Here is a 25,777-nt window from a genome sequence, read left to right on the forward strand (position 1 = left end):
ATCGGCGCTGCCGGAGGCCAGGACCTTCCCATCCGGACTGAACACCACCGACAAGACCCCTCTGGTGTGGCCGGTGAGGGCTCGGTCATAGCGGGGGGTGGTCTTCGGGGCAGGGGTGGGGATGATTTTCTCGGGCGAGTTCTCCTGGTTGAGGGTGTGGTAGGCGGTGGGGAGGGCGGCGGTCAGGCCGGTGGCGCCCAGGAGTGTGATCAGGCGGCGGCGGGTCAAGAGCCCCTGCGGCTGAGGGTGTGGAGTGGAACGGTGGGTGGTCTCGGGTGGACGAGGCGTGCCGGGTCGGCTGGGAGTGACGGGCGGAGGGACGGGAGCAGGAGGGGGGAAGGGAGCGGGAGGGGGGAAGGTGGCTTGGTGCAGGGCAGTGGCGGCTTGGCTGGCGGTGGGACGGTCGGCGGGGTCCGGGCGCAGTAGGTGATTGATGACGGGCTTGAGGAGAGCGGCGCGGGTGGTGGGGGCTGGGATGCCGCGGGAGACGGCCAGGAGGAGGGCCGCGGTGTTCGTCGCGGTGAAGGCCGGGCGGCCTTCTACGGCGGCGTACAAGGTCGCCCCCAGAGACCACATGTCTGAGGCGGGGGTGGCTTCTCGGTCGTTGACCTGTTCGGGGGCCATGTAGGAGGGGGTGCCCAGAAGCGCGCCCACGGCGGTGAGCGTGACCTCCCCATCGACGGCGGCGATACCGAAGTCGGTGACGACGACCCGTGCGCCTTCCAACAGCACGTTGGCGGGTTTGATGTCGCGGTGGATGATTCCCGCCTCATGGGCGGCGGCGAGGGCGGCGGCGATCTGCGCGCCGATCCGGGCCGCCTCGGGCTCCGGCAACGGGCCGTCACGCTGGATGACCTCGGCGAGGGACGGGCCGCGCACGAGTTCCATCACGATCCACGGCAGACCGTCCTCGTCGTGGAACTGGTCGTAGACGGTGACGATGCTCGGGTGCTTCAGCATCCCGGCCGCCCGTGCCTCGCGTTCCATCCGCGCCACCAACTGGTCACGCGCACTGGCGCCCAGCGTCGCGGGCGCCTTCAGCTGCTTGAGGACGACGTCGCGGCGCATCCGCTCGTCCCACGCGCGCCAGGCCGCGCCCATGCCGCCTTCGCCCAGCACCTTGACCAACCGATACCGGCCGACGACAACCCGTGCCCCATCCCGCGTCACAGTGGCACATAACCACACCCACCGGGCCGCCCAACATCCCAACTACCAAAATCGTGACCGATCCGACGACCCGTCGAGCTGGGGGTTAGTCGATGACGCCTTCGGATTTGGCCCAGGTGAGGAGGGCGGTTTTGGCGGTTTCCTTGGGTTGGGGGCCTTGGTCCAGGCGGAGGTCGAGGAGGAATTTGTAGGCTTTGCCGACCAGGGGGCCTGGGGGGATGCCCAGGATTTGTTGGATTTCGGTGCCGTCTAGGTCGGGGCGGATTTTGCCTAGTTCTTCTTGTTCGGCTAGGTGGGCGATGCGTTCTTCCAGGGCGTCGTAGGTTCGGGCTAGGCGGTCGGCTTTGCGGCGGTTTCGGGTGGTGCAGTCGGCTCGGGTGAGTTTGTGGAGGCGCGGGAGGAGGTGGCCTGCGTCTCGGACGTAGCGGCGGACGGCGGAGTCGGTCCATTCGCCGTCGCCGTAGCCGTGGAAGCGGAGGTGGAGTTCGACGAGGCGGGAGACGTCGGTGATGACTTCTTTGGGGTACTTCAGGGCGGTCAGGCGTTTTTTGGTCATCTTGGCGCCGACGACCTCGTGGTGGTGGAACGAGACTCGGCCGCCCGGCAGGTGGGCGCGGGTGCGGGGCTTGCCGATGTCGTGGAGGAGGGCCGCCAGGCGCAGGACGAGGTCGGGGCCGTCCTCCTCCTGGGCGATGGCCTGGTCCAGGACGATCAGGGAGTGCTCGTAGACGTCCTTGTGCCTGTGGTGCTCGTCTATCTCCAGGCGTAGGGCGGGCAGTTCGGGGAGGACGTAAGCGGCAAGGCCGGAGGCGTCCAGGACGGCGAGGCCCGCGCGCGGGTGCGATCCGCAGATCAGCTTGGACAGCTCGGCCTGCACCCGCTCGGCCGAGACGATCTCGATCCGCCCGGCCATCTCCTTCATCGCCGCCATGACGGCCGGATCGACGGTGAACCCGAGCTGGGCGACGAACCGGGCGGCGCGCAGCATCCGGAGGGGGTCGTCGCTGAAGGAGTCCTCGGGACGGCCGGGTGTCCGGAGCCGCTGCGCCCGAAGGTCGTCCAGCCCGCCGAACGGGTCGACGAACTCACGTCCGGGCAGCCGGGCCGCCATCGCGTTGACGGCGAAGTCGCGCCGCCGGAGGTCCGCCACGAGCGACGTCCCATACGAGACGTCCGGCTTCCGCGACTTCGGGTCGTACGTCTCGCTCCGGTAGGTCGTCACTTCAAGGAGGTGCTCGCCCTTGCGCAGCCCGACCGTGCCGAACTCGATGCCGATGGTCCAGACGGCGTCCGCCCAGCCCTCGACGATCTCCAGCACGCGGGTCGGGTGGGCGTCGGTGGTGAAGTCGAGGTCCTTGACGGGTCGGCGCAGCAGCGCGTCCCGGACGGGCCCGCCGACCAGCGCCAGTTCGTGCCCCGCCGCGGCGAAGATCCGGCCGAGCTCCTCGGCCTCGGCCGGGATCACCCGGCCGAGCAGGGTGGCCAGGGCCTTGCGCTGTTCCTCGTTCGACACAACGGAGAAGCCTAGGCCGGAACGCGATCGGCTCCAAACCTGTTAACCCGAGCCCTCCGCGCGGCCACTACCATCGAGCCGTGACACCGCGGGGAACGAAGCCTCAGTGAGGGAACGGCTTACGGCTGCGCTCGGTGCAGTCATGCTCATCGTGGGCGCGGGTTTTGCTCCCGTGGCCGCCGCCCCCGCCCATGCCCAGAAGGTCAGGAAAGACGCGGTTTCGGTCGTCCTGGAGTCGGTGACGCCCTCGGTGCTCGGCCCCAAGCACAAAAAGGTGACGATCAAGGGCAAGGTCACCAACACCGGGCCCGCCGACGTCAGCGGCGTCCAGCTCACCGCCTTCTCCGGCGCCCGTTTCACCACCCGCAGCCAGCTCGCGGAGTTCGCGGCCGGGACGGGCGAGGGCACCGCCACGACGCCCCTCAACACCTCCAGGGCCTTCGACCTGCCTGCGGGCGGCTCCCAGTCCTTCACCCTGAGCGGCGACGCCGTCCGCCTGGCCTCGAACGACCTGTCCGTCTACCCGATCGCCGTCCGGGCGACGAACGCGGGCGGCGGCCTCGGCTCGGCCAGGACGTTCGTGAACTACGTCCCCAAGGACGCCAAGAAGACGATCAAGCCGACCCGCGTCGCTTTTGTCTGGCCGCTGATCGACGCCCAGCACCGCACCACCGACGAGTCCTTCGTCGACGACTCCCTAGCCCTCTCCCTCGACCCGGACGCCAGGGGCAACCGCCTCCACACCCTCGTGGACGCGCTCGGCTCCGGCTCCCCCGCAGTGACGCTGGCCATCGACCCCGCTCTCGTCACCGATGTCGACGCCATGAAGTCGCCCTACCAGGTGGAGGGCGAGGAGCGGCCCGCCAACCAGGACGCGGGCAAGTGGCTGGAACGCCTCCGTACCTACGTGAAGCAGGACGGCAACCAGTTCTTCCTGACGCCTTACGCGGACGTGGACAGCGTCTCCCTGGTCAACCGGAAGCTGTCCGGCCTGGTCAAGGCCGCCTACGCCGACAAGAAGCTCGGCACGGAGGTGCTCGGCGCGGCCGAGAAGTACCCGAGGCTGGCGTGGCCCGCGAACGGCACGATCAACCAGGCGACGCTCGACCGGCTCGTCCGGAACGGCTCCCAGGGCAGCAGCACCTTCCTGCTCAGCAGCGACCAGCTCCAGCCCGCTGGCGGCCTCAGCCACACCCCGAGCGCCGCCCACCTGGTCGAGACGTCCTCGGGCAAGCGCAAGCCGGCCCTCGCCTTCGACGAGACGATCCAGCAGGTGATCAGCGCCGACACCAGGAGCGTGTCCGGCGCGCTGGCCGCCCGCCAGCGCTATCTCGCCGAGACGGCCCTGATGACGGCCGAGGCGCCCGGCACGTCCCGGACGCTGATCGTCGCCCCGGAGCGCCGCTGGAACCCGTCCGCGGACTTCGCCGAGTTCCTCCTCGCGCACAGGGACGCCCGCTCGGCCTGGCTCCAGCCGACGACGCTGGGCCAGGTCGGCGCCCCGAAGAACCGGACGAACGAACGCCAGCTCGTCACCTATCCGGACGCCGCCAACGAGTTCAGCCGGACGTACGTGGACGGCGTCAAGGGCATGGTGAACAAGGCGAACGCGTTCGCCGGGCTGTTCCCCAAGGAGCCCGACTACCGGTTGCTGCGCGCGCCCATGAGGACGTCGTCCATCTATTGGCGCGGCGGAGGCAAGCGGCTCAAGGCGGCGTACTCGTTCAAGGCGAAGGCCGAACGCGCGGTGACGCAGTCCGTAAGCAAGATCAACCTGGCGAGCGAGGAGGTCAAGCAGCTCGCCGGATCGTCGGGTGTGCTGAAGTTCACGGCGGTGAACGAGCTGACCGAGGGCCAGGTGCGGATCCAGATCAGGATCGCCTCGACGCCGCCGGGCAGGCTCGTGTTCCCGGAGGCCCGCGACCCCGACGTGTTCGTCTCCACCAGGCCCATCGAGGCGGGGCAGAAGGACACTTTCCTGGTCGCGGTGAAGCTGCCGACCGGAAGCTCCTTCAACAACAAGATCCCGGTGAAGGTGCAGATCCTCAACGAGGCGGGGCAGGAGATCAACTCCAGTACCGTCGACGTGAATACGACCGGAGTCTCCGCCGTTGGCCTCTTCATCACCATTGGTGCCCTCGCGGTGCTGGTGGTCGGCGTAGGCTTCCGGGGGATGCGCGCGCGGCGGCGGCGCAAGGAGGAGGAAGCCCGTGACCACGGAGCAGCAGCCGGCTGAGCGGCCAGCTGAGCGGCAGGAGGAACGGCCCGCGGGTGGCGCCGCCTCCAGCCTGATGCGGTCGGGCGCCCTCATGGCGCTGGGCACGATCGCCTCGCGCGTCACCGGGTTCGTGCGCAGCGCGGTGATCATCATCGCGCTCGGCAACGGCATCCTCGGCTCGATCTACAACCTGTCGAACACGATCCCCAACATCGTCTACGACCTGCTGCTGGGCGGCATCCTCAGCTCCGTCATCGTGCCGCTGATCGTCCAGGCGAAGAAGCGGGACAAGGAGTACGGCGAGAGGTACGAGCAGCGGTTCTTCACCATCGCGCTCATCGCCCTCGCGGTGATCACGCTCATCGCCGTACTCGCCGCGCCGCTGATCATGCGCGCCTACGGCGGATCCGATCTGCGGGGCGAGGACCTCCGGCTCGCCGTCCTGTTCGCGATGTTCTTCCTGCCGCAGATCTTCTTCTACGGGGTCGGCGCGTTCGCCGGGGCCGTGCTCAACACCCGCAACTCCTTCGCCGCCCCGATGTGGGCGCCGGTGCTCAACAACCTCGTCGTCATCGGCGTCGGCATCGCGTTCCTGGTGGTCCAGAAGGGCGGCCCGCCCAGCGCGGCCAACCTCACCCAGGCCGAGTTCCTGCTGCTGGCGGTCGGCACGACCGGCGGCATCGTGCTCCAGACCGCGGTGCTGTGGCCCGCGCTGCGCCGCACCGGGTTCCGCTGGCGGCCCCGCCTGGACTTCCAGAAGGGCGAACTGGGCCAAGTCGGCAAGGCCGCGGGCTGGACACTCGGCTACGTGGTGCTGACCCAGATCGGGTTCCTCGTCGTCACCCGGCTGAGCAACACCGCGGGCCTACGCGGCGCGCAAGAAGGCTTGGGTGAGGCGTACGGGTACGCGTCCTACGCGACGGCCTACCAGTTCTTCCAGCTTCCGTACGCGATCGTCGCCGTCTCGGTGATCACCGCGCTGCTGCCCCGGATGAGCGGGCACGCCGCCGAGGGCGACGTCGCCGCCGTCCGCGACGACTTCTCCTCCGGCCTGCGGCTCTCCTCGGTGCTGATCGTGCCCGGCGCCGCCTACATGCTGGCGCTCGCCCCCGACATCGTGAACGCCCTGTTCGCGCACGGCAACACCAGCGCCGCCGACGCCGCCGTCATCGGCCGGATCATGCAGGCCCTCGCGATCGCGCTGATCCCGTTCTCGGTCTACCAGCTGATGCTGCGCGTCTTCTACGCCCACCGGGACACCAGGACGCCCGCGCTCGTCGCCGTGGTGACGGTCGCCGTCAACATCGCCACCGCGCTCCTGGCCTTCCAACTCCTCCCGACCGAGGACATCGTGGTCGGCATCGCCGGAGCGTTCGTCGTCACCAACTGCGTCGGCGTGCTCGTGTGCGCGCTGCTGCTGCGCCGCCTGCTCGGCCGGATCGACGGCGGCCGGATCATCGCCGCCCACGTCAAGATGCTCGCCGCCGCCGGTCCGCTCGCCGCGTTCGCGGTGGCCTGCCACCTGCTCATCGAAAAATGGGCCGGAACCGGACTGTTCGCTTCACTGACCACCCTGGTCGTCGGCGGCCTCGGTGGTGGCATCCTTTACCTCGTGGCCGCGCGGATCCTCCGGATCTCCGAGGTCGAGACGATGACCAGGACGCTCGGCGCCCGGATTCCGGGACTGCGCTAACCCCTCGCCCCTACTACGATGTCAGGCACCATGGGATTCGAGATGTGCGGCGCAGCGTCACCTCCGGCGCGACCGCCTGCCGGAGTTGCCGGGGTTGGTCATGAGCACGTCCGTCATTGAGCCCGGAACCCGCCTCGCCGGACGCTACCGGCTGGAAGAGCAGGTCAGCGAATCGGGCGGTTCCACCCTGTGGAAGGCCATCGACGAGATCCTCGCCAGGGCCGTCGCCGTCCGCACCTTCGCCCCCGACTTCCCGCGTGCCGCCGAGGTCGTCACCGCGGCCCGCACCGCCTCCCGGCTGACCGACCCGCGGCTCACCCAGGTCTTCGACGCCGACGACACCGGCGAGCTGGCCTACGTCGTCAGCGAGTGGGTCAGCGGTGAGACGCTGGAGCAGATGATCCTGAAGGACGGGCCGCTCGCGCCCGGCCGGGCCGCCCGGTTCGTCTCCGAGGCGGCCGAGGCGCTGGCGTCCGCGCACACCGCCGGAATGTCCCATCTGTGCCTGACCGCCCGTGATCTCGTGTGGACCACCGGCGGCACCGTCAAACTCACCGGGCTCGGCGTGGACGCGGTGCTCGGCGGCGTCACCACCGCCGACCCGGCCCGCCTCGACGCGCTCGGGCTCGGCCAGATGCTCTACGCCGCGCTCACCGGGCACTGGCCCGGCGGCGCCGCCGAATCGTCGCTGCCCGTCGCGCCCGACACCGACGGCGAGTTCACGCCGCCGCGCGAGCTGCGCGGCGACGTCCCGGCCGCCGTCGACGCGATCGTGTGCCGGGCGATGGAGCTCGCCGGGGCCACCGAGCCGCTCACCACGCCGGGCGAGGTCGCCGCCGCGCTCACCGAGGTGCCGCGCACCCCGCTGCCGCTGTTCGCCGGGCTCCAGTCCGGGCCGCCGCCGTCGGTGATCAACCGGCCGCGCCCCGCCCCCGCCGAGGCCAGGACGGTGCCCGCGCCGCGCCCCGCCTCGCCCACCCGCACCGCGCGGCTGCCCGAGCCGCCCGTCGCCGAGCCCGCCGAGAGCACCGGCCGCAAGGTCAACGGGCCGCTCGTCGGGGCCGCCGCGCTCGGCGCCGCCATCGTCATCGGGGTCGCCGCCTGGGCGCTCGGCGGCGACGACTCCCCCACGCCGCAACCGTCCGCGACGGCCACCGAGCCCGCCGCCCCGGCCGGGCCCGGCGTCGGGCCCAAGCTGCCGATCGCCGCCGCCGAGGGCCTCCAGGAGGTCAAACCCGAGCACCCGGGCCACGACGACAACGCCGTCGGCCCGACGGCCGGCAAGATCAAGGACGGGAAGAACAGCACCTTCTGGGAGACCCAGAAGTACTCCGACACGATCTTCGGCAACTACCTCAACGGCGTCGGCGTCCGGCTGACGCTGTCGGACTCGGCCGCCATCGGCAGGGTCACCCTGAACGTGCCCGCCACCGGCGCGGGCGCCCCCTACCTGCTGTACATCGGCGACGCCGCCGACCGCGCCGCCCTCAGCGACCCGATCTCCGGCACGCTCACCGCCGGGAAGAACGAGATCGCCGTGCCGGGCGTCACCGGCCGCTACGTCATCCTGTGGTTCCCCAAGGGGCCGCCGTCCGGCAAACTCCAGGTCGGCGAGGCCACCGTCTTCGGGACCGGATGATGGTGCTCTTCGGACGCGGCAGGGTCGGCGAGGCGGTCCCCGACAAGGAACTCCTCCAGCGACACGCCCAGGGCGATCCGCACGCCTTCGCCGAGATCGTCACCCGGCACCGCGACCGGATGTGGGCCGTCGCGCTGCGCACCCTCGGCGACCCCGAGGAGGCCGCCGACGCCCTCCAGGACGCCTTCCTGTCCGCCTACCGGGCCGCCGGAAGGTTCCGGGGCGACTCGGCCGTCACCACCTGGCTGCACCGGATCGTGGTCAACGCCTGCCTCGACCGGATCCGCCGCAAAGCGGTACGACCGACCGTCAACCTCCCCGACACCGACACACTGGACGCCGTCGCGCCCAGGACCGGCGACCCGACCGCCGCGCACGAGGTCACCCTCGACGTCACCGAGGCGCTGGCCAGGCTGCCGTTCGAGCAGCGCGCCGCCCTCGTGCTCGTCGACATGATGGGCTACTCCGTCGAAGACGCCGCCCGGGTGCTGGACGTGCCACCCGGCACCGTCAAGAGCAGGTGCGCGCGGGGCCGGGCGAGGCTCGCGCCACATCTCCGGCATCTACGGAACCGCCGGATCGGCAACCGCGTCGAACCCTCGAACGTTGGTACTGACGTTCCCGCCGTTCCCCGGCAGGGTGGCTCACCAGTGCTCGAAGAAGGAGGGGGCGCGTCATGACCGGTCGGCACTACGACCTCGACGTGCTCGCGGATCTCGCCGAAGGACTGCTCGACGACGAGACCACGAAGGCCGTGCGCGGCCATCTCGCCCGCTGCCAGCGGTGCGCCGCCGACAACGCGGACCTGGGCGAGGTGACCCGGCTGCTGGCCGAGGCGCCACCGCCCGTCCTGCCCGCGAGCCTCGCCGCCCGCCTTGACGCGGCGCTGCTCGCCGAGGCGACGCGCGGCGCCCCCGTCGTCGACCTCGCCTCGCGGCGTCGCGCCCGGATTGTCCGGTTCGCCACGGTGGCCGCCGCCGCTGTCGTCGTCTCGGGCGGCGGGCTGTTCGCGCTCACCAACGGGTCGCTCACCGCGGCCGACCAGAGCGGGCCGCTGACGATCACGCCGCCCGCCGCCGAGGGGCCGTCCTACCCGGTGGCCGCCAGCGGCACGGATTACACCGAGGCGGCCCTGCGGACGTTCACCGCGCCCCAGCGGCGCGCGGAGGACGCGGTGGCCCTGACGGCCGCACAGGCGGCCTGTGTGGCGTCCCTGGTGTCGGCCGGACGTGTCTCGTTCGTGGACGTGGCGCGGTACGAGGGCGTGGAGGCGCTGATCGTCGTCGTGGGGTCGGGCGGGGACGGGGTGACGATCCACGTCGCCGGGGCCGGGTGCGCGCCGCTCGCGGAGATCCGGCGCTAGGCGATTCGACGGCTTTGGGGCGCTTCCGTCTGACGGGGGCGCCCTCGTTGTTTCACGTGAAACAGCGTTGATTCGGCCGGGGGCAGGCGCGTTGTTTCACGTGAAACAGCGCGGGGTCAGCCGACCTCGGCGAGGAAGTCCAGCGCGATCGCCCATGCCTGGTCGGCGTAGTGGGCGTCGAAGTCGGGAAGCCCGGCGTCGGTGAACAGGTGCCCGGCGCCCTGGTAACGGAAGATCTCCACGTCCGCGCCCGCCCTGCGCATCTCCAGGTACCAGGAGTTCAACCAGTCCGCCGACTCGAACGGGTCCGGATCGGCGACGTGGAGCTGGACCGGAAGCTCCGTCTGGGCGTCCTCCGCCAGATCCGACGTGCCGTGCACCAGCAGGACGCCCTTGGCGTTCTCGTCCGCCAGCGCGAGGGTCTGCGCGATCGCCGCGCCCAGCGAGAACCCCGCGTACACCAGGCCCTCCTCCGAGTGCGGGGCCGCCGCCCTCGCCGCGCGGACCAGCAGCTCGTCCCTGCCGATCTCGTCAAGGATCTGCCTGCCCTGCTCCGCCGTCGTCGCGGTGCGACCCCCGTACAGATCCGGCACATGCACCACATGTCCCGCTTCGCGTAGACGTTCCGCTGCCTCTTCCACAGCCGGACGCAATCCGTAGACGGAGTGAAACAACATGATGGCGGCCACATCCCTACCCTAAGGGGCGGCGGGCCCCTCACCCAGCAGGGAATGAGCGGGCCTTAGGATTCGTTGTCGCCCCCGAAGAACCGCCAGCGGGCGCGAGAGAAGAGGGAACAGCAGTGAGCACCGACATCCGCAACGTGATCATCATCGGGTCCGGTCCAGCCGGATACACGGCGGCGATCTACGCGGCACGGGCGGACCTCAAGCCGCTGGTCTTCGAAGGTTCCATCAGTGCGGGCGGTGCGCTGATGAACACCACGGACGTGGAGAACTTCCCCGGCTTCCCCGACGGGATCATGGGCCCCGACCTCATGGACAACCTGCGCAAGCAGGCCGAAAGGTTCGGCGCCGAACTCGTCACCGACGACGTCACCGAAGTAGACCTCACCGGGAACCCCAAGGTCGTCAAGGTCGGCGACGAATACCACTACGCGCACGCCGTGATCGTCGCGACCGGCTCCGGCTACCGCGAACTCGGCCTGCCCAACGAGAAGCGACTCTCCGGCCGGGGCGTCTCCTGGTGCGCCACCTGCGACGGATTCTTCTTCCGCGACCAGAACATCGCCGTCGTCGGCGGCGGCGACACCGCGATGGAAGAAGCGATCTTCCTCACCAAGTTCGCCAACGTCACCGTCATCCACCGGCGCGACACCCTGCGCGCCAGCAAGATCATGCAGGAGCGGGCGCTGGCCAACGAGCGCATCACGTTCCTGTGGGACAGCGAGGTCATCGACGTCCTCGGCGAGAACAAGGTGTCCGGCGTGCGGGTCCGCAACCTCAAGAACGGCGAGGAAGGCCAACTCGACGTCACCGGGCTGTTCATCGCCATCGGCCACGACCCGCGCAGCGAACTCTTCAAAGGCCAGCTCGACGCCGACGCCGACGGCTACCTCACCGTCCAGCACCCGACCACCAAGACCAGGCAGCCCGGCGTCTTCGCCTGCGGCGACGTGGTCGACCACATCTACCGGCAGGCCATCACGGCCGCGGCCAGCGGCTGCTCGGCGGCGATCGACGCCGAGCGCTACCTTCAGGACCTTCAGGAGGGCTGAACCATGCAGGCAGTGACCGACCAGAGCTTCGAAACCGACGTACTCAAGAGCGACAAGCCCGTCCTCGTGGACTTCTGGGCCGAATGGTGCGGCCCGTGCCGGATGGTCGCCCCCATCCTTGAGGAGATCTCCGCCGAGCACGCCGACAAGATCTCGATCGTCAAGCTCAACATCGACCAGAACCCCAACACCACGCGCGACTACGGGGTCATGCAGATCCCGACGCTGTTCGTGTACAAGGACGGCGAGGTCGTCAAGCAGATCATGGGGGCGAAGCCGAAGGCGGCCCTGCTGCGGGAGCTTGCCGAGTTCCTGTAACACGTGCCCTGAGACACGCGAAGGCCCGGAATCGGAAGGCTGATTCCGGGCCTTTTGCTTGTTGTGCGGCGCTCTTAGGAAGGGCGCTGGACGGGGGTGCCGGTTCTCGATCTTGGGGCACGGGCCGTCAAAGGGTGTTTGGGGGTTAGGCGTCGTCGCCGTCCTCACCGGCGGGCGGGGGCGCCGGGGGCGCAGGCGGGGCGGGCGGGGCGGGCGGCACCGGCGGGGCCGGGACGCCGGGGAGGTCGACCTCGAACTCGCACCAGCCGGTCCAGCCGCTCGCGCGGACGTCGTCGCGGGCCTGGAGCCGCCAGCTGTAGACGCCCTCGGTGGCGAACACACCGGCGCCCGCGGCGAACGCGAACGTGCGCTTCTCGTTCGGGTCGGAGAACTGCATCGCCGACAGCGCGACCTGGGCGCCCGCGTCGGGGGCCGTCGCCGGGCCGCCCTTCCACTGCGCGCGCAGGCCGACGAACATGCCGTCCGGGTCGGACGTGGTGCCGCCGAACGTGCCCGTCGTCACCGCGATCTTCGGCCGGGTCGCGCCCGAGCCGCACGGGATCGGCGCGGCCGCGCCCGCCGGGGTGAACGTGCCGCCCTCGACCGGCGCCGGCGGGTTCGCGCCCGGGTCGCCGCCGGGCCCGCCGACGGTGTCGCTCGACGCCCGGATCACCAGCCGCGCCTTGTTCGTGAACCGCACAAAGCCCTTCGGCTTCTTCTCGTTGGCCGCCGACAGCCGCAGCGTCAGCGTGCTGCCGCCCTTGTTGATGACGCCGACGGCCGTCTTGGTGAGGGTCAGCTCAAGCGACTTCGACGCGCACTTCGGCTTGACCGTGCCGAGTTTCTTGACGACCTTCGGCTGCTTCTTCCACGTCGTCTTCTTGGTGAAGCCGCCCGTCAGGTGCACCGTCACCGCGGGCGCGCCGCCCTTGCGGCACGGGTTCGGCGACGACACCGGCACCACGAGCTTCACCGAGGTGATCCGGTCCTCGTAGTAGGCGTCCGCGAGCGTCATCCGGAAGTACGCGCGGTGCACCGAGCCGTTCTGCCTGCCGACGGGCACCGTCGTCTTCTTGTTGTAGAACGACTTCTTCGGCTGCTTGCTCGACACCCGCGCCCAGGCGAGCTTGTTGCCGTTCGCGGCGCGGGCCGACGCCGCGGCGCGCGAGTCGGCGCCGCCCGGCTGCGCGAGCGCGGGGACCTGGAAGGCGGACGCGGCCACCGCCGCCGAAACGGCGACGGCGAGGAGACGTGCTTTCACGAAACGGGGGCCTCTCCGGCACGGTGGGGGGACGGAGCCGGAGCCTAGCGCCCCGGCTCGGCGCGCGCCACGGTCGTATCCGTTCCGTCACCCTTGCCGGAAATCGCCCTATTTACCCGAGGCTCTGAGATCGCCTCAGACGGGCCGCAAGGCTCCGTCCAGGGTCATGGACCCAAGAAGACGCTCCAGGGCCACCTCGACGTCCTCACGCCACGACAGGGCCGATCGCAGATCGAGCCGCAGCCGCGGAAACCGGTGATGCGGACGAATCGTCTTAAATCCGACGGCGAGCAGGTAGTCGGCGGGCACCAAACACGCGCCCTCCTCACCCTTCAGGTCGCCGAACGCCTCGATCGCCTTCACCCCGCGCCGCGTCAGATCCTTCGCGACGCCCTGCACCAGCATCCGGCCCAGGCCGCCGCCCGCGAAGTCCGGCACGATGTGCGCGTTCATCAGCAGCACCGCGTCCGCGGAAACCGGACTGGTCGGAAACGCCACCGAACGCGGTACATAAAGCGGCGGGGCGTACAGCACAAACCCCGCCGGGACGTCGTCGACGTACACGAGCTTGCCGCAGCTCCCCCACTCCAGGAGCGTCGCGGAGACCCACGCCTCCTTCTCCAGGCCCGGGTCGCCGACGTCGACGGCCCGCCCCCGGCTCACCGGATCGAGCTCCCAGAAGACGCACGTGCGGCAGCGTCGCGGCAGGTCGTCGAGGTTGTCGAGCGTGATGTTCACAACGCGACGTGACACCGGCGCGCACCTTCTCCCGTCGGTGACTGGTTCGAAGGAGCCACCCCTCGGCCCCCCGAAGGCCAACCGGAATAGCCCATCCGGCATCGTATCCAATACCGCCCGGCGGGACCCCCAGCCCGTGCCGTACGGTGGGGTATCGGCCATCGCGCCCATCAGGAGGCAGAGACATGGAGACCACACGCAGCGACTCGCATCTCGACCGTTACGCCGCCCGTGCCCGTGGCATGGTGGCTTCGGAGATCCGAGCTCTGTTCGCCGTGGCCTCCCGCCCCGAGATCGTCTCCCTCGCCGGGGGCATGCCGTTCGTCAACGCGCTCCCGCTCGACGCGGTCGGCGCGATGCTCCAGCACCTCGTCACCAGCCGGGGCGCCGAGGCCCTCCAGTACGGCTCCGCGCAGGGCGACCCGGAACTCCGCGAGCGCATCTGCGACGTGATGGCGCTGGAGGGCATCACCGCCTCGCCCGAGGACGTCACCGTCACCGTCGGGTCCCAGCAGGCGCTCGACCTCCTGACGAAGATCTTTGTTGATCCGGGTGACGTGGTGCTCGCCGAGTCGCCGTCCTACGTGGGGGCGCTCGGCACGTTCGCCGCCTACCAGGCCGACGTCGTACACGTGCCGATGGACGCGTACGGGCTCATTCCCGAGGCGCTGCGCGAGACCCTCGTCCGGCTGCGCGCCGAACGTCGCCGGGTGAAGTTCCTGTACACGATCCCGACGTTCCAGAACCCGGCGGGTGTGACGCTGTCGGTGCGGCGCCGCGCCGAGGTCCTGGCCCTGGCCGAGGAGTTCGACCTCCTCATCATCGAGGACAACCCGTACGGGCTGCTGTCGTTCGACGCTCCCCCGCCCAGGCCGCTGCGCGCCGACGAGTCCGAGCGTGTCATCTACCTGGGTTCGTTCTCCAAGACGTTCTCCAGCGGCATGCGTGTCGGCTGGGCGCTGGCCCCGCACGCCGTCCGCGCGAAACTCGTGCTGGCCGCCGAGTCCGCGATCCTCTCGCACAGCAACCTGACCCAGCTCGCCGTCCGCGAGTTCCTCGCCACCCACCCGTGGCGCGACCAGGTGAAGTCGTTCGTCGAGCTCTACCGCGAACGCCGCGACACCATGCTGTCCGCCCTGGAGGAGTCCATGCCTCCCGGCACCACCTGGACCCGCCCCGGCGGCGGCTTCTTCGTCTGGCTCACCCTCCCCGAGGGCCTCGACTCCAAAACCATGGCCCCCCTCGCCCTAGCCAACCGAGTCGCCTACGTCCCCGGCACCGGCTTCTACTCCGACGGCACCGGCCACCGCCACCTCCGCATCTCCTTCTGCTACCCCGAACCCACCAGAATCCGCGAAGGCATCACCCGCCTAGCCACCGTCATCCACCAAGAACAAGACCTCCGCAACACCTTCCACTAACCCCACCCCTCCCCCCTCCAGAAGCCGCCCTCCCCCCAGGGGACCGGGCGGCTTCCCCTTTCCCCCACCCACTCCCTCATCCCCACCCCACACCCAGCAAGCCACACCCCCGTTTCACGTGAAACACACCTCCCCCGGCCGCTCCCACTCCCACTCCCACTCCCACTCCCGACAGCGAAGCCCAACACCACCCGCACCCCCTGCGACGCCCACCAGCGCCCGCTTCGCGTTTCACGTGAAACATCGCACTCCCCACGCCCCCGTTTCACGTGAAACACAACCCCCCTCGACCCCGCCAGTCCCGCACCACCCGGCGAGCACATCGGCGCCAGCTCACCCGCCCGCCCCCACAGTGCCCGCTTCCGGCACACCGCCGCAGTAGCCCTCCGGGCCACGACGCCACCACAGCAAGGCGCCCTGGAGCCAAACACCACAGCGTTTCACGTGAAACAACGGCGACTACCCTGCCCCCTCCTGAGAGACGCCGTGACCCGGCCAGCGCTCAGCATCACCCGTCGCCGACACCGGCGGACGCCCTACGGCGATCCCGCACGACACCGCCACCCGGGCCCAGCGCACGATGCCGCTCATCCACCGACCCAGCTGTGCCGCCCGCCTCGCCGAGGACAGCACGGCGTCACTCATCGCGCGCCACGCCGCCCTTCGGCCCAGCGCACGGGCGGCGTTCACGGCCGACGCCATGGGGCGTCGTCGGCCTTGCCAAGCACAGTGCCCACGCCACGTCAGGTCGGCACCGTCGTGTGCCGCCCAGCAGGCGGATCAGCGCCTAAGGCCCAGTCGCTCACGTACGCCCGTGGTGAGGCGGGGCACGCTGCCCTCACTGCGACATCCCGAGTCCGGTGCTCCACCGTCCTGTTTCACGTGAAACGGGGCTGGCCCCGTCGGCAGCGCTGCGCGGCGCAGCAGCGCGGTGCTGGCTGATGTTTCACGTGAAACGGTGTCGGCGGTCACCGTGGACAGCGCTGCGCGAGGTAGCAGAGCGGTGATGGCTGATGTTTCACGTGAAACGGCGGTAGGCGGCTGGGTGGTGTCGCTGTGTGGGGCGGGCGGTGTGCGCGGCACGGCTGTCTCACGTGGAGCGGTGTCAGCGCCCGTCGGTAGTGCTGCGCGAGGCGGTAGCGCGGTGCATGGCTGGTGTTTCACGTGAAACGGGGCTGGGTCGGGCGGTGTCGCTGGGCGGGGCGGTGGGTGTGGCGCGGCTGTTTCACGTGAAACGGGGTTGGGTGGGTGGGGGGTGTCGCGCTGGGCGGGGTGGTGGGTGTGGTGCGGTTGTTTCACGTGGAACGGGGGCTGATTGGGGGTGGGGGGTCGGGGGTGGGGTTGGGGGACGGTGGGGTGGGGATGGGGGTGGGGTGGGGGTCTCGGGTGGGGTGGGGAGCATTAGGGTCCTGGGTATGGAACGGGTGATCGTGTTGGCCGGTGGCATGTCCTATGAGCGGGAGGTGTCGCTGAGTTCGGGACGGCGGGTGGCGGACGCGCTCAAGGGCGCGGGATTCCAGGTGGAGATCCGGGAGGCGGACTCGGCGCTGCTTCCGCTGCTCGCGGAGGACCCGCCGGACCTTGTCTTTCCCGTCCTGCATGGAGCTGAGGGGGAGGACGGCTCGATCCGTGAGGTCCTCGAACTCCTCGACATCCCCTATGTGGGTTCCCGGCCGGACGCCTGCCGTCTCGCCTGGGACAAGCCGACGGCGAAGGCGATCGTGCGGGCCGCGGGCCTGGCGACGCCCGAGTCGGTGACGCTGCCGAAGGAGATCTTCCACGACCTGGGCGCGTCCGCCGTGCTGGCCGCGATCGTCGCGCGGCTCGGCCTGCCGCTCTTTGTGAAGCCGACGCGGGGCGGCTCCGCCCTCGGCGCCTCCGTCGTCCGCGAGGCCGCCGAGCTCCCGGCCGCCATGGTCGGCTGCTTCTCCTACGGCGACGTCGCCCTCATCGAACGCTTCATCACCGGCACCGAGGTCGCCGTCAGCGTCGTCGAGGTCGACGGCGTCCCCACCGCCCTCCCCGCCGTCGAGATCATCCCCCTGAACGAGCGCTACGACTACACGGCCCGCTACACCGCCGGCCAGACCGAGTTCGTCACCCCGGCCCGCCTCTCCCCCACCGCCGCCACCCGAGCCCGCGAAGCCGCCCTCACCGCCCACCAGGCCCTCGGCCTCCGCCACCTCTCCCGCACCGACCTCATCATCTCCCCCCACGACACCCCCCACCTCCTCGAAGTCAACGTAGCCCCCGGCATGACCGAAACCAGCCTCCTCCCCCTGGCCCTCCACGCCGCCCACCTCACCATCCCCCAACTCCTCCCCCCCACCCCCTAACCCACCCCCAAGCCCCACCGTTTCACGTGAAACACGCCGACGACCCGGCCGCGACCACCGCGCCGAGCCTTCCTCCGAGCAGCACCCGCCGACGTCGCCGCAGCGCCCGTTTCACGTGAAACAGTGCGTCTGCCGCGCGCCGCCAGCGTTCGTCGTTTCACGTGAAACAGGGGCCGGGGAAAGGGAAAGGGCCTCCCTGGTGGGAGGCCCTTTTGTGGGGGAGGGAGGGGGGAGGTTCAGGGGGTGGTGGGGGGGTCGGTGTCTGGGGCCATGGTGGAGAGGATTCGGCTTAGGTCCTCTAGGGTGGCGAACTCGACGACGATCTTGCCCTTGCGGGAGCCCAGGTCTACGCGGACCTTGGTTTCGTAGCGTTCGCTCAGGCGGTCGGCGATGGCCTCCAGGCCGGGCGCGGTGGGCTTGCGGGGGGAGGCGCGGGTGGGGGCCGGGGCCGGGGTGTCGGCGTCGCGGAGGGCGATGATCTCCTCCACGGCGCGGACGGAGAGGCCCTCGGCGACGATGCGGGTGGCCAGGGACTCCATGGACTCCTGGGAGGAGAGGCCCAGGAGGGCGCGGGCGTGACCGGCGCTCAGGACGCCCGCGGCCACGCGGCGCTGGACGGCGGGCGGCAGGTTCAGCAGACGCAGGGTGTTCGTGATGTGCGGGCGGGAGCGGCCGATACGGGCGGCGAGCTGCTCGTGCGTCGCGCCGAAGTCGTCCAGGAGCTGGCGGTAGGCGGCGGCCTCCTCCAGCGGGTTCAGCTGCTGGCGGTGCAGGTTCTCCAGGAGCGCGTCACGGAGCAGGTCGTCATCGGACGTCTCCCGGATGATCGCCGGGATCTTGGGCAGGTCGGCCCGCTGTGACGCGCGCCACCGCCGCTCCCCCATGATCAGCTCGTACCGGGCCGGCTCGAACGGCGTGTCCGGCGACAGCTCCCGGACCACGACCGGCTGCAGCAGCCCCACCAGCGAGATCGACGTGGCCAGCTCCTCCAGCGCCTCCTCGTCGAAGTGGGTGCGCGGCTGGCGCGGGTTCGGCGAGATCGACGCGACCGGCAGCTCCGCGAACCGGGCACCGGCCACCGGGACGAGCTCGGGCAGCACCGACGAACCGGGCACGGCGGACGCGGCGGCGGGCGGCGCCGACGAGGGCACCGGCGCGGGGGTGGTGACGACCGGGGCCGTCGGGATCAGCGCACCGAGGCCCTTGCCCAGGCCGCGCGGCTGACGTGAAGCGCTCATGACCATCCCCCGTAGACGTACTCGATGCTGATCACGACGCGACCTCGGCCCAGCGGTGCGCGATCTCGGACGCCGCCTCGCTGTAGGCGAGCGCCCCGGTCGAGCCCGGGTCGTAGGTCATGACGGACTGCCCATAGCTGGGCGCTTCGGACACCCGGACGCTCCGGGGAATGACCGTCTTGAGGACCGTCTCCCCGAAGTGCGAGCGCACCTCCTCGGCGACCTGGGAGGCCAGCCTCGTCCGCGCGTCGTACATCGTCAGCAGGATCGTGGAGACGTTCAGCGTCTGGTTCAGGTGGGAGGTGACGAGCTCGACGGTGCCGATGAGCTGGCTGAGCCCCTCCAGCGCGTAGTACTCGCACTGGATCGGGATGAGCAGCTCCTCGCCGCCGACGAGGGCGTTCACGGTGAGCAGCCCCAGCGACGGCGGGCAGTCGATGAGCACGTAGTCGAACTTGGACTTGTCGTAGGAGTCGAGCGAGCGGCGCAGCCGGGACTCACGCGCGACCTTGGACACCAGTTCGATCTCCGCGCCCGCCAGGTGCAGGGTCGCGGGCGCGCAGAACAGGTTCGGCAGCTCCGGCGACGCCACGACGATGTCGTCGAGCGGGAGGTCCTCGATGAGCACGTGGTACATCGACGGGACGTCCGCGTGGTGGTCGACGCCGAGCGCGGTGGACGCGTTGCCCTGCGGGTCCAGGTCGACGACGAGGACGCGGGCCCCGTGCATCGCGAGCGCCGCGGCCAGGTTGACGGACGTGGTGGTCTTGCCGACGCCGCCCTTCTGGTTCGCCACGGTGATCACCCGTGTCTTGGCGGGCCGGGGCCACTCGCGGTCGCCGCGCTTGGCCATCACCTCGCGGGCCACCGCGGCGGCGCGCGCGACGGGCGTGTCTCCGGGAGGGCTCGGCGCCGGCACGAATGTTTCACGTGAATCCATGGGTGCCTCGGTCTCCAAACGCGGCTCGACGGAAGCCGTCTCGGCCGTCCCCTGCATGCTGAACGCGTGACCTGATGACGGCTCCACCGCGGTCTCCTTCGTCGAAGAGGGCTCAGTCATGGGCGGGACCGGTGACCCTTCCGCTGCTTGCTCTTCCTGCCTCCGCGCTCGGGAGGCCGTTCGGCGACGAGCCGAACGAGCGTGGTCGGCGGATCGACCTTACCTTGACCGACCAGCAGGAGTTCAGCCGTCCGCACACCCATCTTGCCCAAAACCGCCTCAGCCTCTGCCAATTCCTGCCCCGCGCGCTCTCCCTTGAGGGCGAGCAGCTCGCCGCCGGGCCGCAGCAGGGGCAGCCCCCAGCGGGCGAGCCGGTCGAGCGGGGCGACGGCGCGGGCCGTCACGACGTCCACGGCGAACTCCCGGACGACCTCCTCGGCCCTCCCCCGCCGGACGGCCACGTTCTTCAGCCCGAGCTCGGCGACCGCCTCGTTGAGGAACGTCGTCCGGCGCAGCAGGGGTTCCAGCAGGGTGACGTCAAGGTCGGGCCGGACGATCGCGAGGACCAGGCCGGGCAGCCCCGCGCCGGAGCCGATGTCCACCACGGACGCGCCCGGCGGCACCGCCTCGCCGAGCACCGCGCAGTTGATCACGTGCCGTTCCCACAGTCGGCCGACCTCGCGCGGCCCGATCAGCCCGCGTTCGACACCGGCCGTGGCGAGCAGTTCGACGTAGCGTTCGGCGAGGGGAAGGGCGGCGCCGAACACCTCGTGCGCGACGGGCGGGACGGGCTCGGGCGGCTGGTCAGTCATCGTTCTTCCCCACAGTCCACGATGGTTCCACATGCGCGGCACCGCCGCGCCACCACAGCCCCGGCGCGAGATGCAAGAAGGACCCCGAACCGTGCGACGGTTCGAGGTCCTCACCGATGTGCCGCGCTCAGGAGGCGTAGGCCACCACGTAGCGTTCCGGCTCCTCGCCCTCGGACTCGCTGCGCAGGCCCGCGGCGGCGATCGCGTCGTGCACGATCTTGCGTTCGAACGGGGTCATCGGGGCCAGCGGCTTGGGCTTGCCCGTGCGCTTGACCTCCTCGGAGACCTCCTGGCCGAGCTTGGTCAGTTCGGCGCGGCGGCGTTCGCGGTAGCCGCCGACGTCGAGCATGAGGCGGGTGCGGTTGCCGGTCTGCCGGTGCACCGCGAGCCGGGTGAGCTCCTGCAGCGCCTCCAGCACCTCACCGCGTTTGCCGACGAGCTCGTCGAGGTCGCTGCCGACGACCGACACCAGGGCGCGCTCGCCCTCGACGTCGAGGTCGATGTCGCCGTCGTAGTCGGCGATGTCGAGCAGGCCCTCGATGTAGTCGGCCGCGATGTCGCCCTCCTGCTCCAGCGCCTCGATATCGGGCGCTGCCGCGGTCTCCGCCACCCGCTGCCTCCTCACCTGCTCGATGCGCGCACGTTCGGCGCCGTCCGACCCGTGCTTTCCAGCCCGTGCCGTTTCCACCCCGAAGCCTGCGCGTGCCTACAACCTCCCAGAGACGATACAGGTTGCCGCGCACCGCCTGCGACCGCCCCGCTGCCGCCGCACCCCAAGACCCACCTTGACGAACCGGGGCATCCAGCACCTAAGACAACAAAAGGCCGGGTGGTCGCCACCACCCGGCCTCCCTATGATCAGAGCCCTAACGCTTGGATCCCGAGCGTTTGCTGCGTGATTGCCGGACCGGCTGCTTACGCACCCCCGGCTCCTTGCGGATCTCGGCGGCGGCCGCCGCCTCCTCGGCCCTGCGCTTCTTCAGCAGGCCGCCGGGCGCGTCCTTCTTCTTCGCGGTGCCGGAGTCGCCGTCCTTGCCGCCGGTGCCGGAGCCCGAGCCCGAGCCGTTCTTGCCGTCGGCGTCGCCGAGCGGCATCGGGTACCTGCTGTAGATGTAGTGCGACTGGGCGAGGGTCCAGGTGTTGGACGTGACCCAGTAGATCAGCACACCGAGCGGGAAGCCGAGGCCGAAGAGGCCGAAGACCGGCGCGAGCCAGACCATCATCTTCTGCGCGGTGGCCATCGGGTTGTCCGGGTCCATCGCGGGCTGCCGCTTCATGGACGACCGCATGGTCAGGAATGTCGTCGTCGAGGAGACGATGACGAACAGCGCGCACACGACCAGCGCGGTGATCGACTTGGGGTCCGCCCCCCACGCGCCGATGAAGCTGTCGGAGATGTGCGCGCCAAAGATGTTGGCTTCCTTGGCGCTCTTGACGAGCTCGGGCGAGATGCCGTGGCTGCCCTGGCCCTCCTTGGCGTTCGCGATCTTGTTCAGCACCTGGAACAGCGAGATGAAGATCGGGAACTGCACCAGCAGCGGCAGACACCCGGAGATCGGGTTGGCCCCGTTCTCCTGGTAGAGCTTCATCATCTCCTGGTTGAGCCGCTGCTTGTCGTTCTTGTACTTCTTGCGCAGCGCCGTCATCTGCGGGTTCAGCGCCTGCATCTTGCGGGACGACTGGATCTGCTTGACGAACAACGGGAAGATGAGGATCCGCATCAACACGGTGAGCAGCACGATCGAGCCACCCCACGCCCACCCGCTGTGCGGGTCGACGATGTGGCTCAGGCCGGAGTGGATCTGGACGAGGATCCACGCCACGGCCCGGTACAGCGGATCAAGCGTCACCGGTCTGCTCCTAGCGAATCTGACGGCTCTGGGGGCGGGTCGGCGGTGGTGCCACGGCCCGCGCGGGGTGCAGGGACCGGATCGTACCCGCCGGGATGAAACGGATGGCAACGGCCGATCCGTCTGACGATCAGCCATGTCCCGTGCAGCGCCCCGTGCACCTGGAGCGCCTCAAGCCCGTACGCGCTACAGGACGGCGCGAACCGGCAGGTCGGGGGAAGCAGGGGACTGATCACCTTGCGGTAGCCGCGGACGAGCGCGATGAGCACCCACGCGACCGGACCCGGTCTCTCGCTCATTCACCGCCCCTTGGCCGACTGTCTCAGCAACCTGTCCAGGGCCTGGTCCAGATCCCTGGCCAGGTCCGTGGAGGGCGCGGACGCCGCCTTCGGGTTCGCCCGCACCACAAGCAGGCTACCCGGAGGCAGGAGGTAGAGGCGGTCGCGGACGAGGTGCCGGAGCCGCCGCTCCACCCGGTTGCGCACGACCGAGTTGCCCACCGCTTTGGAGACGATGAAGCCCACCCGGGAGTTCCCCTCCCCGTCCGCGACGGGGCCGGGGAGAAGGTGCGCAACGAGATGCGGCCGCCCGGCGCGGTTACCGCGCCGGACGGCCAGCGTGAACTCGTGGCGCCGCCGCATCCGGTGACCGGACGGCAGCACGGGGACTCGCGTCAGACCGCGACGCGGGCACGGCCCTTGCGCCGCCGCGCGGCGAGGATCGCCTGCCCGGCGCGGGTGCGCATGCGGAGCCGGAAGCCGTGCTTCTTGTGGCGACGACGGTTGTTCGGCTGGAAAGTACGCTTGCTCACAACTGGCTCCTGCTGCTCTGACGTGGACGTCGCAGTGACGTTCGGCGGGGTCGCATCGCGGGCACGTCTGGTCCCTCGCAGCGGGGGCCCGGCCTGGCGATCGGGCACGCGTCACCACCATCGATGCGACTCGACCTTAGAACGTTACTTTCTGCCGCCCCGCCCGGTCAAACGGAACGTCACGGAAGGGCCGCCACACCGCCGCTGACCTGGGCCGAGGCAAGTTATACACAGCATGTGGACAAACCTGTGGATGAATCGTGAGAGAGTAGGGGCGCCCGTTCCGAGAAGGTCCCCCTGAGCTCAGCGAAGAGCCCGCGTGCGGACGCCGGTCACGGGGAGCCAAGCGTAGGGATTCCGGGGGGAGGCGACGCCATGGACGGACAGGACCTCGAAGCCCTGTGGAACCGTTCCGTGGACGCGCTCCCCGAGGTCCCCGCCCACCAGCGGGCCTGGCTGGGCGTCACCCGGCCGATCGGGATCTTCGACGGGATGGCGCTGCTCGCCGTCCCGAACGACTTCGCCAAAAAAACGCTCGAACAGCGCGTCACCTCCCTCATCGAGACCACCCTGTCGCAGGAGCTCGGCCAGCCGATCCGGGTCGTGTTGACCGTCCAGCCCGACATCTCCCGGCAGCCCGCGCCGTCCGCGGCCCGCCCGCCCGGCTACGCCGCCGCGCCGCCGCAGCAGCCGCTCCCCGCGCCGCCCGCCCCGACGCCGCCGCAGCATCAGCCCCCCGCGTTCGCGCAGCCGCTACCCGCCGAGCCGCCCAGGTACGACGAGCCGAGGCCCGAGCCGGAGCGGTCCGCTCCCCCGGTCGAAGATCCACAAGGTTATCCACAGGCCGAGGGCCTCTTCAGCACGGCTTCCGTGAGTTATCCACAGGAGCCGCCCGCGCCGCCGGTGCCGCCATCCCATCTCTCCGGGCACACCTTCGGCGGGGCGCAGCCCGAGCCGTTCACCACGCCGAACTTCGCGCCGCCGCCCGTCGAGCCCGCCTCCGACTCCACGCCGACGCCCGCGCCCTGGCAGCAGGGCGGGTCGGCGACACCCGTCAAGGGGACGATCGAGGCGGCCCGGCTCAACCCGAAGTACACCTTCGAGACGTTCGTGACGGGCGCGAGCAACCGGTTCGCCCAGGCCGCCGCCGTGGCCGTCGCCGAGTCTCCGGCCAAGGCGTACAACCCGCTGTTCATCTACGGCGGCTCCGGGCTCGGCAAGACCCACCTGCTGCACGCCATCGGCCACTACGCGCGGAGCCTGTTCGAGGGCGCGCGGGTGCTGTACGTGTCGTCGGAGGAGTTCACCAACAACTTCATCAACGCGATCCGCGACGGCAAGGCCGAGGGCTTCCGCCGCCGCTACCGCGAGGTGGACATCCTGCTCGTCGACGACATCCAGTTCCTGGAGGGCAAGGAGCAGACGCAGGAGGAGTTCTTCCACACGTTCAACACCCTCCACAACGCCAACAAGCAGATCGTGATCTCCTCCGACCGGACGCCGCGCCAGCTCGTCACGCTGGAGGACCGCCTGCGCAACCGGTTCGAGTGGGGTCTGATCACCGACGTGCAGCCCCCCGAGCTGGAGACGCGGATCGCGATCCTGCGCAAGAAGGCCGTCCAGGAGGGTCTCGCGGCGCCGCCGGACGTGCTGGAGTTCATCGCCACCAAGATCTCGACCAACATCCGGGAGCTGGAGGGCGCGCTCATCCGGGTGACGGCCTTCGCCAGCCTGAACCGCCAGTCGGTCGATCTGCGGCTGGCCGAGATCGTGCTGAAGGACCTCATCCCGAACAGCGACAACCCCGAGATCACCATCTCGCTGATCATGGCGCAGACCGCGACGTACTTCGGGATCGAGATCGACGACCTGTGCGGCGCGTCCCGCTCCCGGGTGCTGGTGACGGCCCGGCAGATCGCGATGTACCTGTGCCGTGAGCTCACCGACATGAGCCTGCCGAAGATCGGCCTGCAGTTCGGCGGCCGCGACCACACGACGGTGATGCACGCCGACCGCAAGATCCGCTCGCTGATGGCCGAGCGCCGCTCGATCTACAACCAGGTGGACGAGCTCACCTCCCGCATCAAGCAGCACAACCGCGGCTCCCACTAACCCGCACCGCAAGCACGCCTCCCTGGCCCGAGCGAACACGCCCCGCGGGGCGCTCTCGACGAAGCCCGCCCGGCCAGGGCACGCTCCGGGCCCCAGGCAAGCACGCCCCGGCGACGCGGGCCCCACCGTTGAGTGAACACCGGGCCACCGACAGAACACACACCGCTCCCCGTGGCCGGGCGTCCGCGCGCGTCCCGACGGCCGGGGCGCCGGGTCGCGTCGGGGCGGAGTGATCAAGAACGGTTTCAGGCCCGCCGCGACTCTGTGCATGAGCAACGATCTGTGGATGAACCTGTGGACGACGCTGTGGATGAGGTGTGGATAACCTGTCATACCTGTGGACGGCCTGTGGACAACCCGTATGAGCATTCACGAAGCCTGTGGACGGAGCCGTGGATAACCTGTGGAAAAGACGACGGCCCCTGTGAATTACCGATGTTCCAGCCCGGTTATCCACAGCCGCCGACCGCACAATGTCATACGCGTATGTCACGATTTGCCGTGACTCGCATTAAGCCCTGTGGACGAACCTGTGGAGAACCTGTGGAGAAGTGGGGGTGTGCCTGTGGACGGAGTGTGGACAACTTTTCGTCGTCCACAGGGGGC

The 25,777-nt window shown here is 70.2% G+C and carries 23 protein-coding genes; 10 read left to right on the plus strand and 13 right to left on the minus strand.

The genetic code is table 11. From position 1 onward, the window contains the following. Together LO762_RS25010 and LO762_RS25015 are read right to left on the minus strand one after the other, a co-directional pair. A partial coding sequence (locus tag LO762_RS25010; RefSeq protein ID WP_230618466.1) for a serine/threonine-protein kinase occupies positions 1-1,170 on the minus strand: 1,170 nt, incomplete at its 3' end. Positions 1,171-1,255: 85 nt separating this feature from the next. Next, entirely contained in the window at positions 1,256-2,683 is a 1,428-nt protein-coding gene (locus tag LO762_RS25015; protein ID WP_230618467.1) for a CCA tRNA nucleotidyltransferase, read from the minus strand. A gap of 106 nt (positions 2,684-2,789) precedes the next feature. Here LO762_RS25015 and LO762_RS25020 point away from each other — a divergent pair, with 106 nt between their 5' ends. The 5 genes from LO762_RS25020 to LO762_RS25040 all read left to right on the plus strand — a co-directional run bounded on the left by LO762_RS25020 (position 2,790) and on the right by LO762_RS25040 (position 9,596). Then, on the plus strand, positions 2,790-4,919 hold the full coding sequence (locus tag LO762_RS25020; RefSeq protein ID WP_308104520.1) for a DUF6049 family protein: 2,130 nt from the start codon (positions 2,790-2,792) through the stop codon (positions 4,917-4,919). Further along, complete coding sequence (murJ, locus tag LO762_RS25025) at positions 4,894-6,594, plus strand: murein biosynthesis integral membrane protein MurJ (protein ID WP_230618469.1); 1,701 nt, start codon at positions 4,894-4,896, stop codon at positions 6,592-6,594. The genes LO762_RS25020 and murJ overlap by 26 nt, the downstream gene beginning before the upstream one ends. A 100-nt stretch (positions 6,595-6,694) precedes the next feature. Continuing rightward, positions 6,695-8,233 (plus strand): protein kinase family protein, encoded by a 1,539-nt coding sequence (locus LO762_RS25030; protein ID WP_230618470.1) that lies wholly within the window; start codon positions 6,695-6,697, stop codon positions 8,231-8,233. Beyond that, positions 8,230-8,913 (plus strand): RNA polymerase sigma factor SigM, encoded by a 684-nt coding sequence (gene sigM, locus LO762_RS25035; RefSeq protein WP_230618471.1) that lies wholly within the window; start codon positions 8,230-8,232, stop codon positions 8,911-8,913. The genes LO762_RS25030 and sigM overlap by 4 nt, the downstream gene beginning before the upstream one ends. Then, positions 8,910-9,596: a hypothetical protein gene (locus LO762_RS25040; protein WP_230618472.1), complete on the plus strand. Its 687-nt coding sequence runs from the start codon at positions 8,910-8,912 to the stop codon at positions 9,594-9,596. Before sigM ends, LO762_RS25040 begins: the two co-directional genes overlap by 4 nt. 116 nt (positions 9,597-9,712) lie before the next feature. On the opposite strand, the gene LO762_RS25045 is transcribed toward LO762_RS25040, so the two are convergent. Then, positions 9,713-10,273, minus strand: a complete 561-nt coding sequence (locus LO762_RS25045) for a dienelactone hydrolase family protein (RefSeq protein ID WP_230618473.1) — start codon at positions 10,271-10,273, stop codon at positions 9,713-9,715. 125 nt (positions 10,274-10,398) lie between these two features. Here LO762_RS25045 and trxB point away from each other — a divergent pair, with 125 nt between their 5' ends. Together trxB and trxA are read left to right on the plus strand one after the other, a co-directional pair. Continuing rightward, the gene (trxB, locus tag LO762_RS25050; protein ID WP_230618474.1) at positions 10,399-11,334 is read left to right on the plus strand and encodes a thioredoxin-disulfide reductase; all 936 of its coding nucleotides are present in this window, start codon (positions 10,399-10,401) and stop codon (positions 11,332-11,334) included. A 3-nt stretch (positions 11,335-11,337) separates the two neighbouring features. After that, on the plus strand, positions 11,338-11,652 hold the full coding sequence (trxA, locus tag LO762_RS25055) for a thioredoxin (protein WP_230618475.1): 315 nt from the start codon (positions 11,338-11,340) through the stop codon (positions 11,650-11,652). A 145-nt stretch (positions 11,653-11,797) separates the two neighbouring features. On the opposite strand, the gene LO762_RS25060 is transcribed toward trxA, so the two are convergent. Together LO762_RS25060 and LO762_RS25065 are read right to left on the minus strand one after the other, a co-directional pair. Next, positions 11,798-12,913, minus strand: a complete 1,116-nt coding sequence (locus LO762_RS25060; RefSeq protein ID WP_230618476.1) for a DNRLRE domain-containing protein — start codon at positions 12,911-12,913, stop codon at positions 11,798-11,800. A 135-nt stretch (positions 12,914-13,048) separates the two neighbouring features. Then, positions 13,049-13,666, minus strand: coding sequence for a GNAT family N-acetyltransferase (locus LO762_RS25065; protein ID WP_230618477.1), 618 nt, complete (start codon positions 13,664-13,666; stop codon positions 13,049-13,051). Positions 13,667-13,836: 170 nt separating this feature from the next. On the opposite strand from LO762_RS25065, the gene LO762_RS25070 reads away from it, so the two are divergent. Both LO762_RS25070 and LO762_RS25075 read left to right on the plus strand, forming a co-directional pair. Further along, positions 13,837-15,072, plus strand: a complete 1,236-nt coding sequence (locus LO762_RS25070) for a PLP-dependent aminotransferase family protein (RefSeq protein WP_230618478.1) — start codon at positions 13,837-13,839, stop codon at positions 15,070-15,072. Positions 15,073-16,487: 1,415 nt separating this feature from the next. Beyond that, positions 16,488-17,408 (plus strand): D-alanine--D-alanine ligase, encoded by a 921-nt coding sequence (locus LO762_RS25075; protein ID WP_230618479.1) that lies wholly within the window; start codon positions 16,488-16,490, stop codon positions 17,406-17,408. A 236-nt stretch (positions 17,409-17,644) separates the two neighbouring features. On the opposite strand, the gene LO762_RS25080 is transcribed toward LO762_RS25075, so the two are convergent. The 8 genes from LO762_RS25080 to rpmH form a co-directional block, all read right to left on the minus strand. Continuing rightward, complete coding sequence (locus LO762_RS25080; protein ID WP_230618480.1) at positions 17,645-18,646, minus strand: ParB/RepB/Spo0J family partition protein; 1,002 nt, start codon at positions 18,644-18,646, stop codon at positions 17,645-17,647. Positions 18,647-18,677: 31 nt separating this feature from the next. After that, positions 18,678-19,586: a ParA family protein gene (locus LO762_RS25085; protein ID WP_304523703.1), complete on the minus strand. Its 909-nt coding sequence runs from the start codon at positions 19,584-19,586 to the stop codon at positions 18,678-18,680. A gap of 116 nt (positions 19,587-19,702) precedes the next feature. Further along, entirely contained in the window at positions 19,703-20,398 is a 696-nt protein-coding gene (gene rsmG / locus LO762_RS25090; protein WP_230618481.1) for a 16S rRNA (guanine(527)-N(7))-methyltransferase RsmG, read from the minus strand. Positions 20,399-20,525: 127 nt separating this feature from the next. Next, the gene (locus LO762_RS25095; protein ID WP_230618482.1) at positions 20,526-21,008 is read right to left on the minus strand and encodes a R3H domain-containing nucleic acid-binding protein; all 483 of its coding nucleotides are present in this window, start codon (positions 21,006-21,008) and stop codon (positions 20,526-20,528) included. 256 nt (positions 21,009-21,264) lie between these two features. Next, positions 21,265-22,248, minus strand: a complete 984-nt coding sequence (gene yidC / locus LO762_RS25100; protein WP_230618483.1) for a membrane protein insertase YidC — start codon at positions 22,246-22,248, stop codon at positions 21,265-21,267. Further along, a complete protein-coding gene (gene yidD / locus LO762_RS25105; protein WP_230618484.1) occupies positions 22,245-22,547 on the minus strand; it encodes a membrane protein insertion efficiency factor YidD in 303 nt (100 codons plus the stop codon). The genes yidC and yidD overlap by 4 nt, the downstream gene beginning before the upstream one ends. Continuing rightward, positions 22,548-22,889 carry a ribonuclease P protein component gene (rnpA, locus tag LO762_RS25110; protein ID WP_374201594.1) on the minus strand — a complete coding sequence of 114 codons (342 nt, stop codon included), beginning with the start codon at positions 22,887-22,889 and terminating at the stop codon, positions 22,548-22,550. Positions 22,890-22,921: 32 nt separating this feature from the next. Continuing rightward, on the minus strand, positions 22,922-23,059 hold the full coding sequence (gene rpmH / locus LO762_RS25115) for a 50S ribosomal protein L34 (protein WP_106396750.1): 138 nt from the start codon (positions 23,057-23,059) through the stop codon (positions 22,922-22,924). 375 nt (positions 23,060-23,434) lie between these two features. Between rpmH and dnaA the strand changes: the two genes are divergently transcribed. Next, positions 23,435-25,171 (plus strand): chromosomal replication initiator protein DnaA, encoded by a 1,737-nt coding sequence (gene dnaA / locus LO762_RS25120; protein ID WP_230618486.1) that lies wholly within the window; start codon positions 23,435-23,437, stop codon positions 25,169-25,171. Positions 25,172-25,777 lie beyond the last annotated feature (606 nt).

This window comes from Actinocorallia sp. API 0066, assembly GCF_020991275.1.
In the GTDB taxonomy this organism is placed as follows: Bacteria; Actinomycetota; Actinomycetes; order Streptosporangiales; family Streptosporangiaceae; genus Actinocorallia.

Bases quoted from the DNA above. Each gene is read 5' to 3' on its own strand.
- LO762_RS25030 (WP_230618470.1), top strand. From the start codon at position 6,695: ATGAGCACGTCCGTCATTGAGCCCGGAACCCGCCTCGCCGGACGCTAC.
- sigM (WP_230618471.1), top strand. From the start codon at position 8,230: ATGATGGTGCTCTTCGGACGCGGCAGGGTCGGCGAGGCGGTCCCCGAC.
- LO762_RS25040 (WP_230618472.1), top strand. From the start codon at position 8,910: ATGACCGGTCGGCACTACGACCTCGACGTGCTCGCGGATCTCGCCGAA.
- LO762_RS25045 (WP_230618473.1), bottom strand. From the start codon at position 10,273: ATGTTGTTTCACTCCGTCTACGGATTGCGTCCGGCTGTGGAAGAGGCA.
- trxA (WP_230618475.1), top strand. From the start codon at position 11,338: ATGCAGGCAGTGACCGACCAGAGCTTCGAAACCGACGTACTCAAGAGC.
- LO762_RS25070 (WP_230618478.1), top strand. From the start codon at position 13,837: ATGGAGACCACACGCAGCGACTCGCATCTCGACCGTTACGCCGCCCGT.
- LO762_RS25075 (WP_230618479.1), top strand. From the start codon at position 16,488: ATGGAACGGGTGATCGTGTTGGCCGGTGGCATGTCCTATGAGCGGGAG.
- LO762_RS25080 (WP_230618480.1), bottom strand. From the start codon at position 18,646: ATGAGCGCTTCACGTCAGCCGCGCGGCCTGGGCAAGGGCCTCGGTGCG.
- LO762_RS25085 (WP_304523703.1), bottom strand. From the start codon at position 19,586: ATGGATTCACGTGAAACATTCGTGCCGGCGCCGAGCCCTCCCGGAGAC.
- rsmG (WP_230618481.1), bottom strand. From the start codon at position 20,398: ATGACTGACCAGCCGCCCGAGCCCGTCCCGCCCGTCGCGCACGAGGTG.
- yidD (WP_230618484.1), bottom strand. From the start codon at position 22,547: ATGAGCGAGAGACCGGGTCCGGTCGCGTGGGTGCTCATCGCGCTCGTC.
- rnpA (WP_374201594.1), bottom strand. From the start codon at position 22,889: ATGCGGCGGCGCCACGAGTTCACGCTGGCCGTCCGGCGCGGTAACCGC.
- dnaA (WP_230618486.1), top strand. From the start codon at position 23,435: ATGGACGGACAGGACCTCGAAGCCCTGTGGAACCGTTCCGTGGACGCG.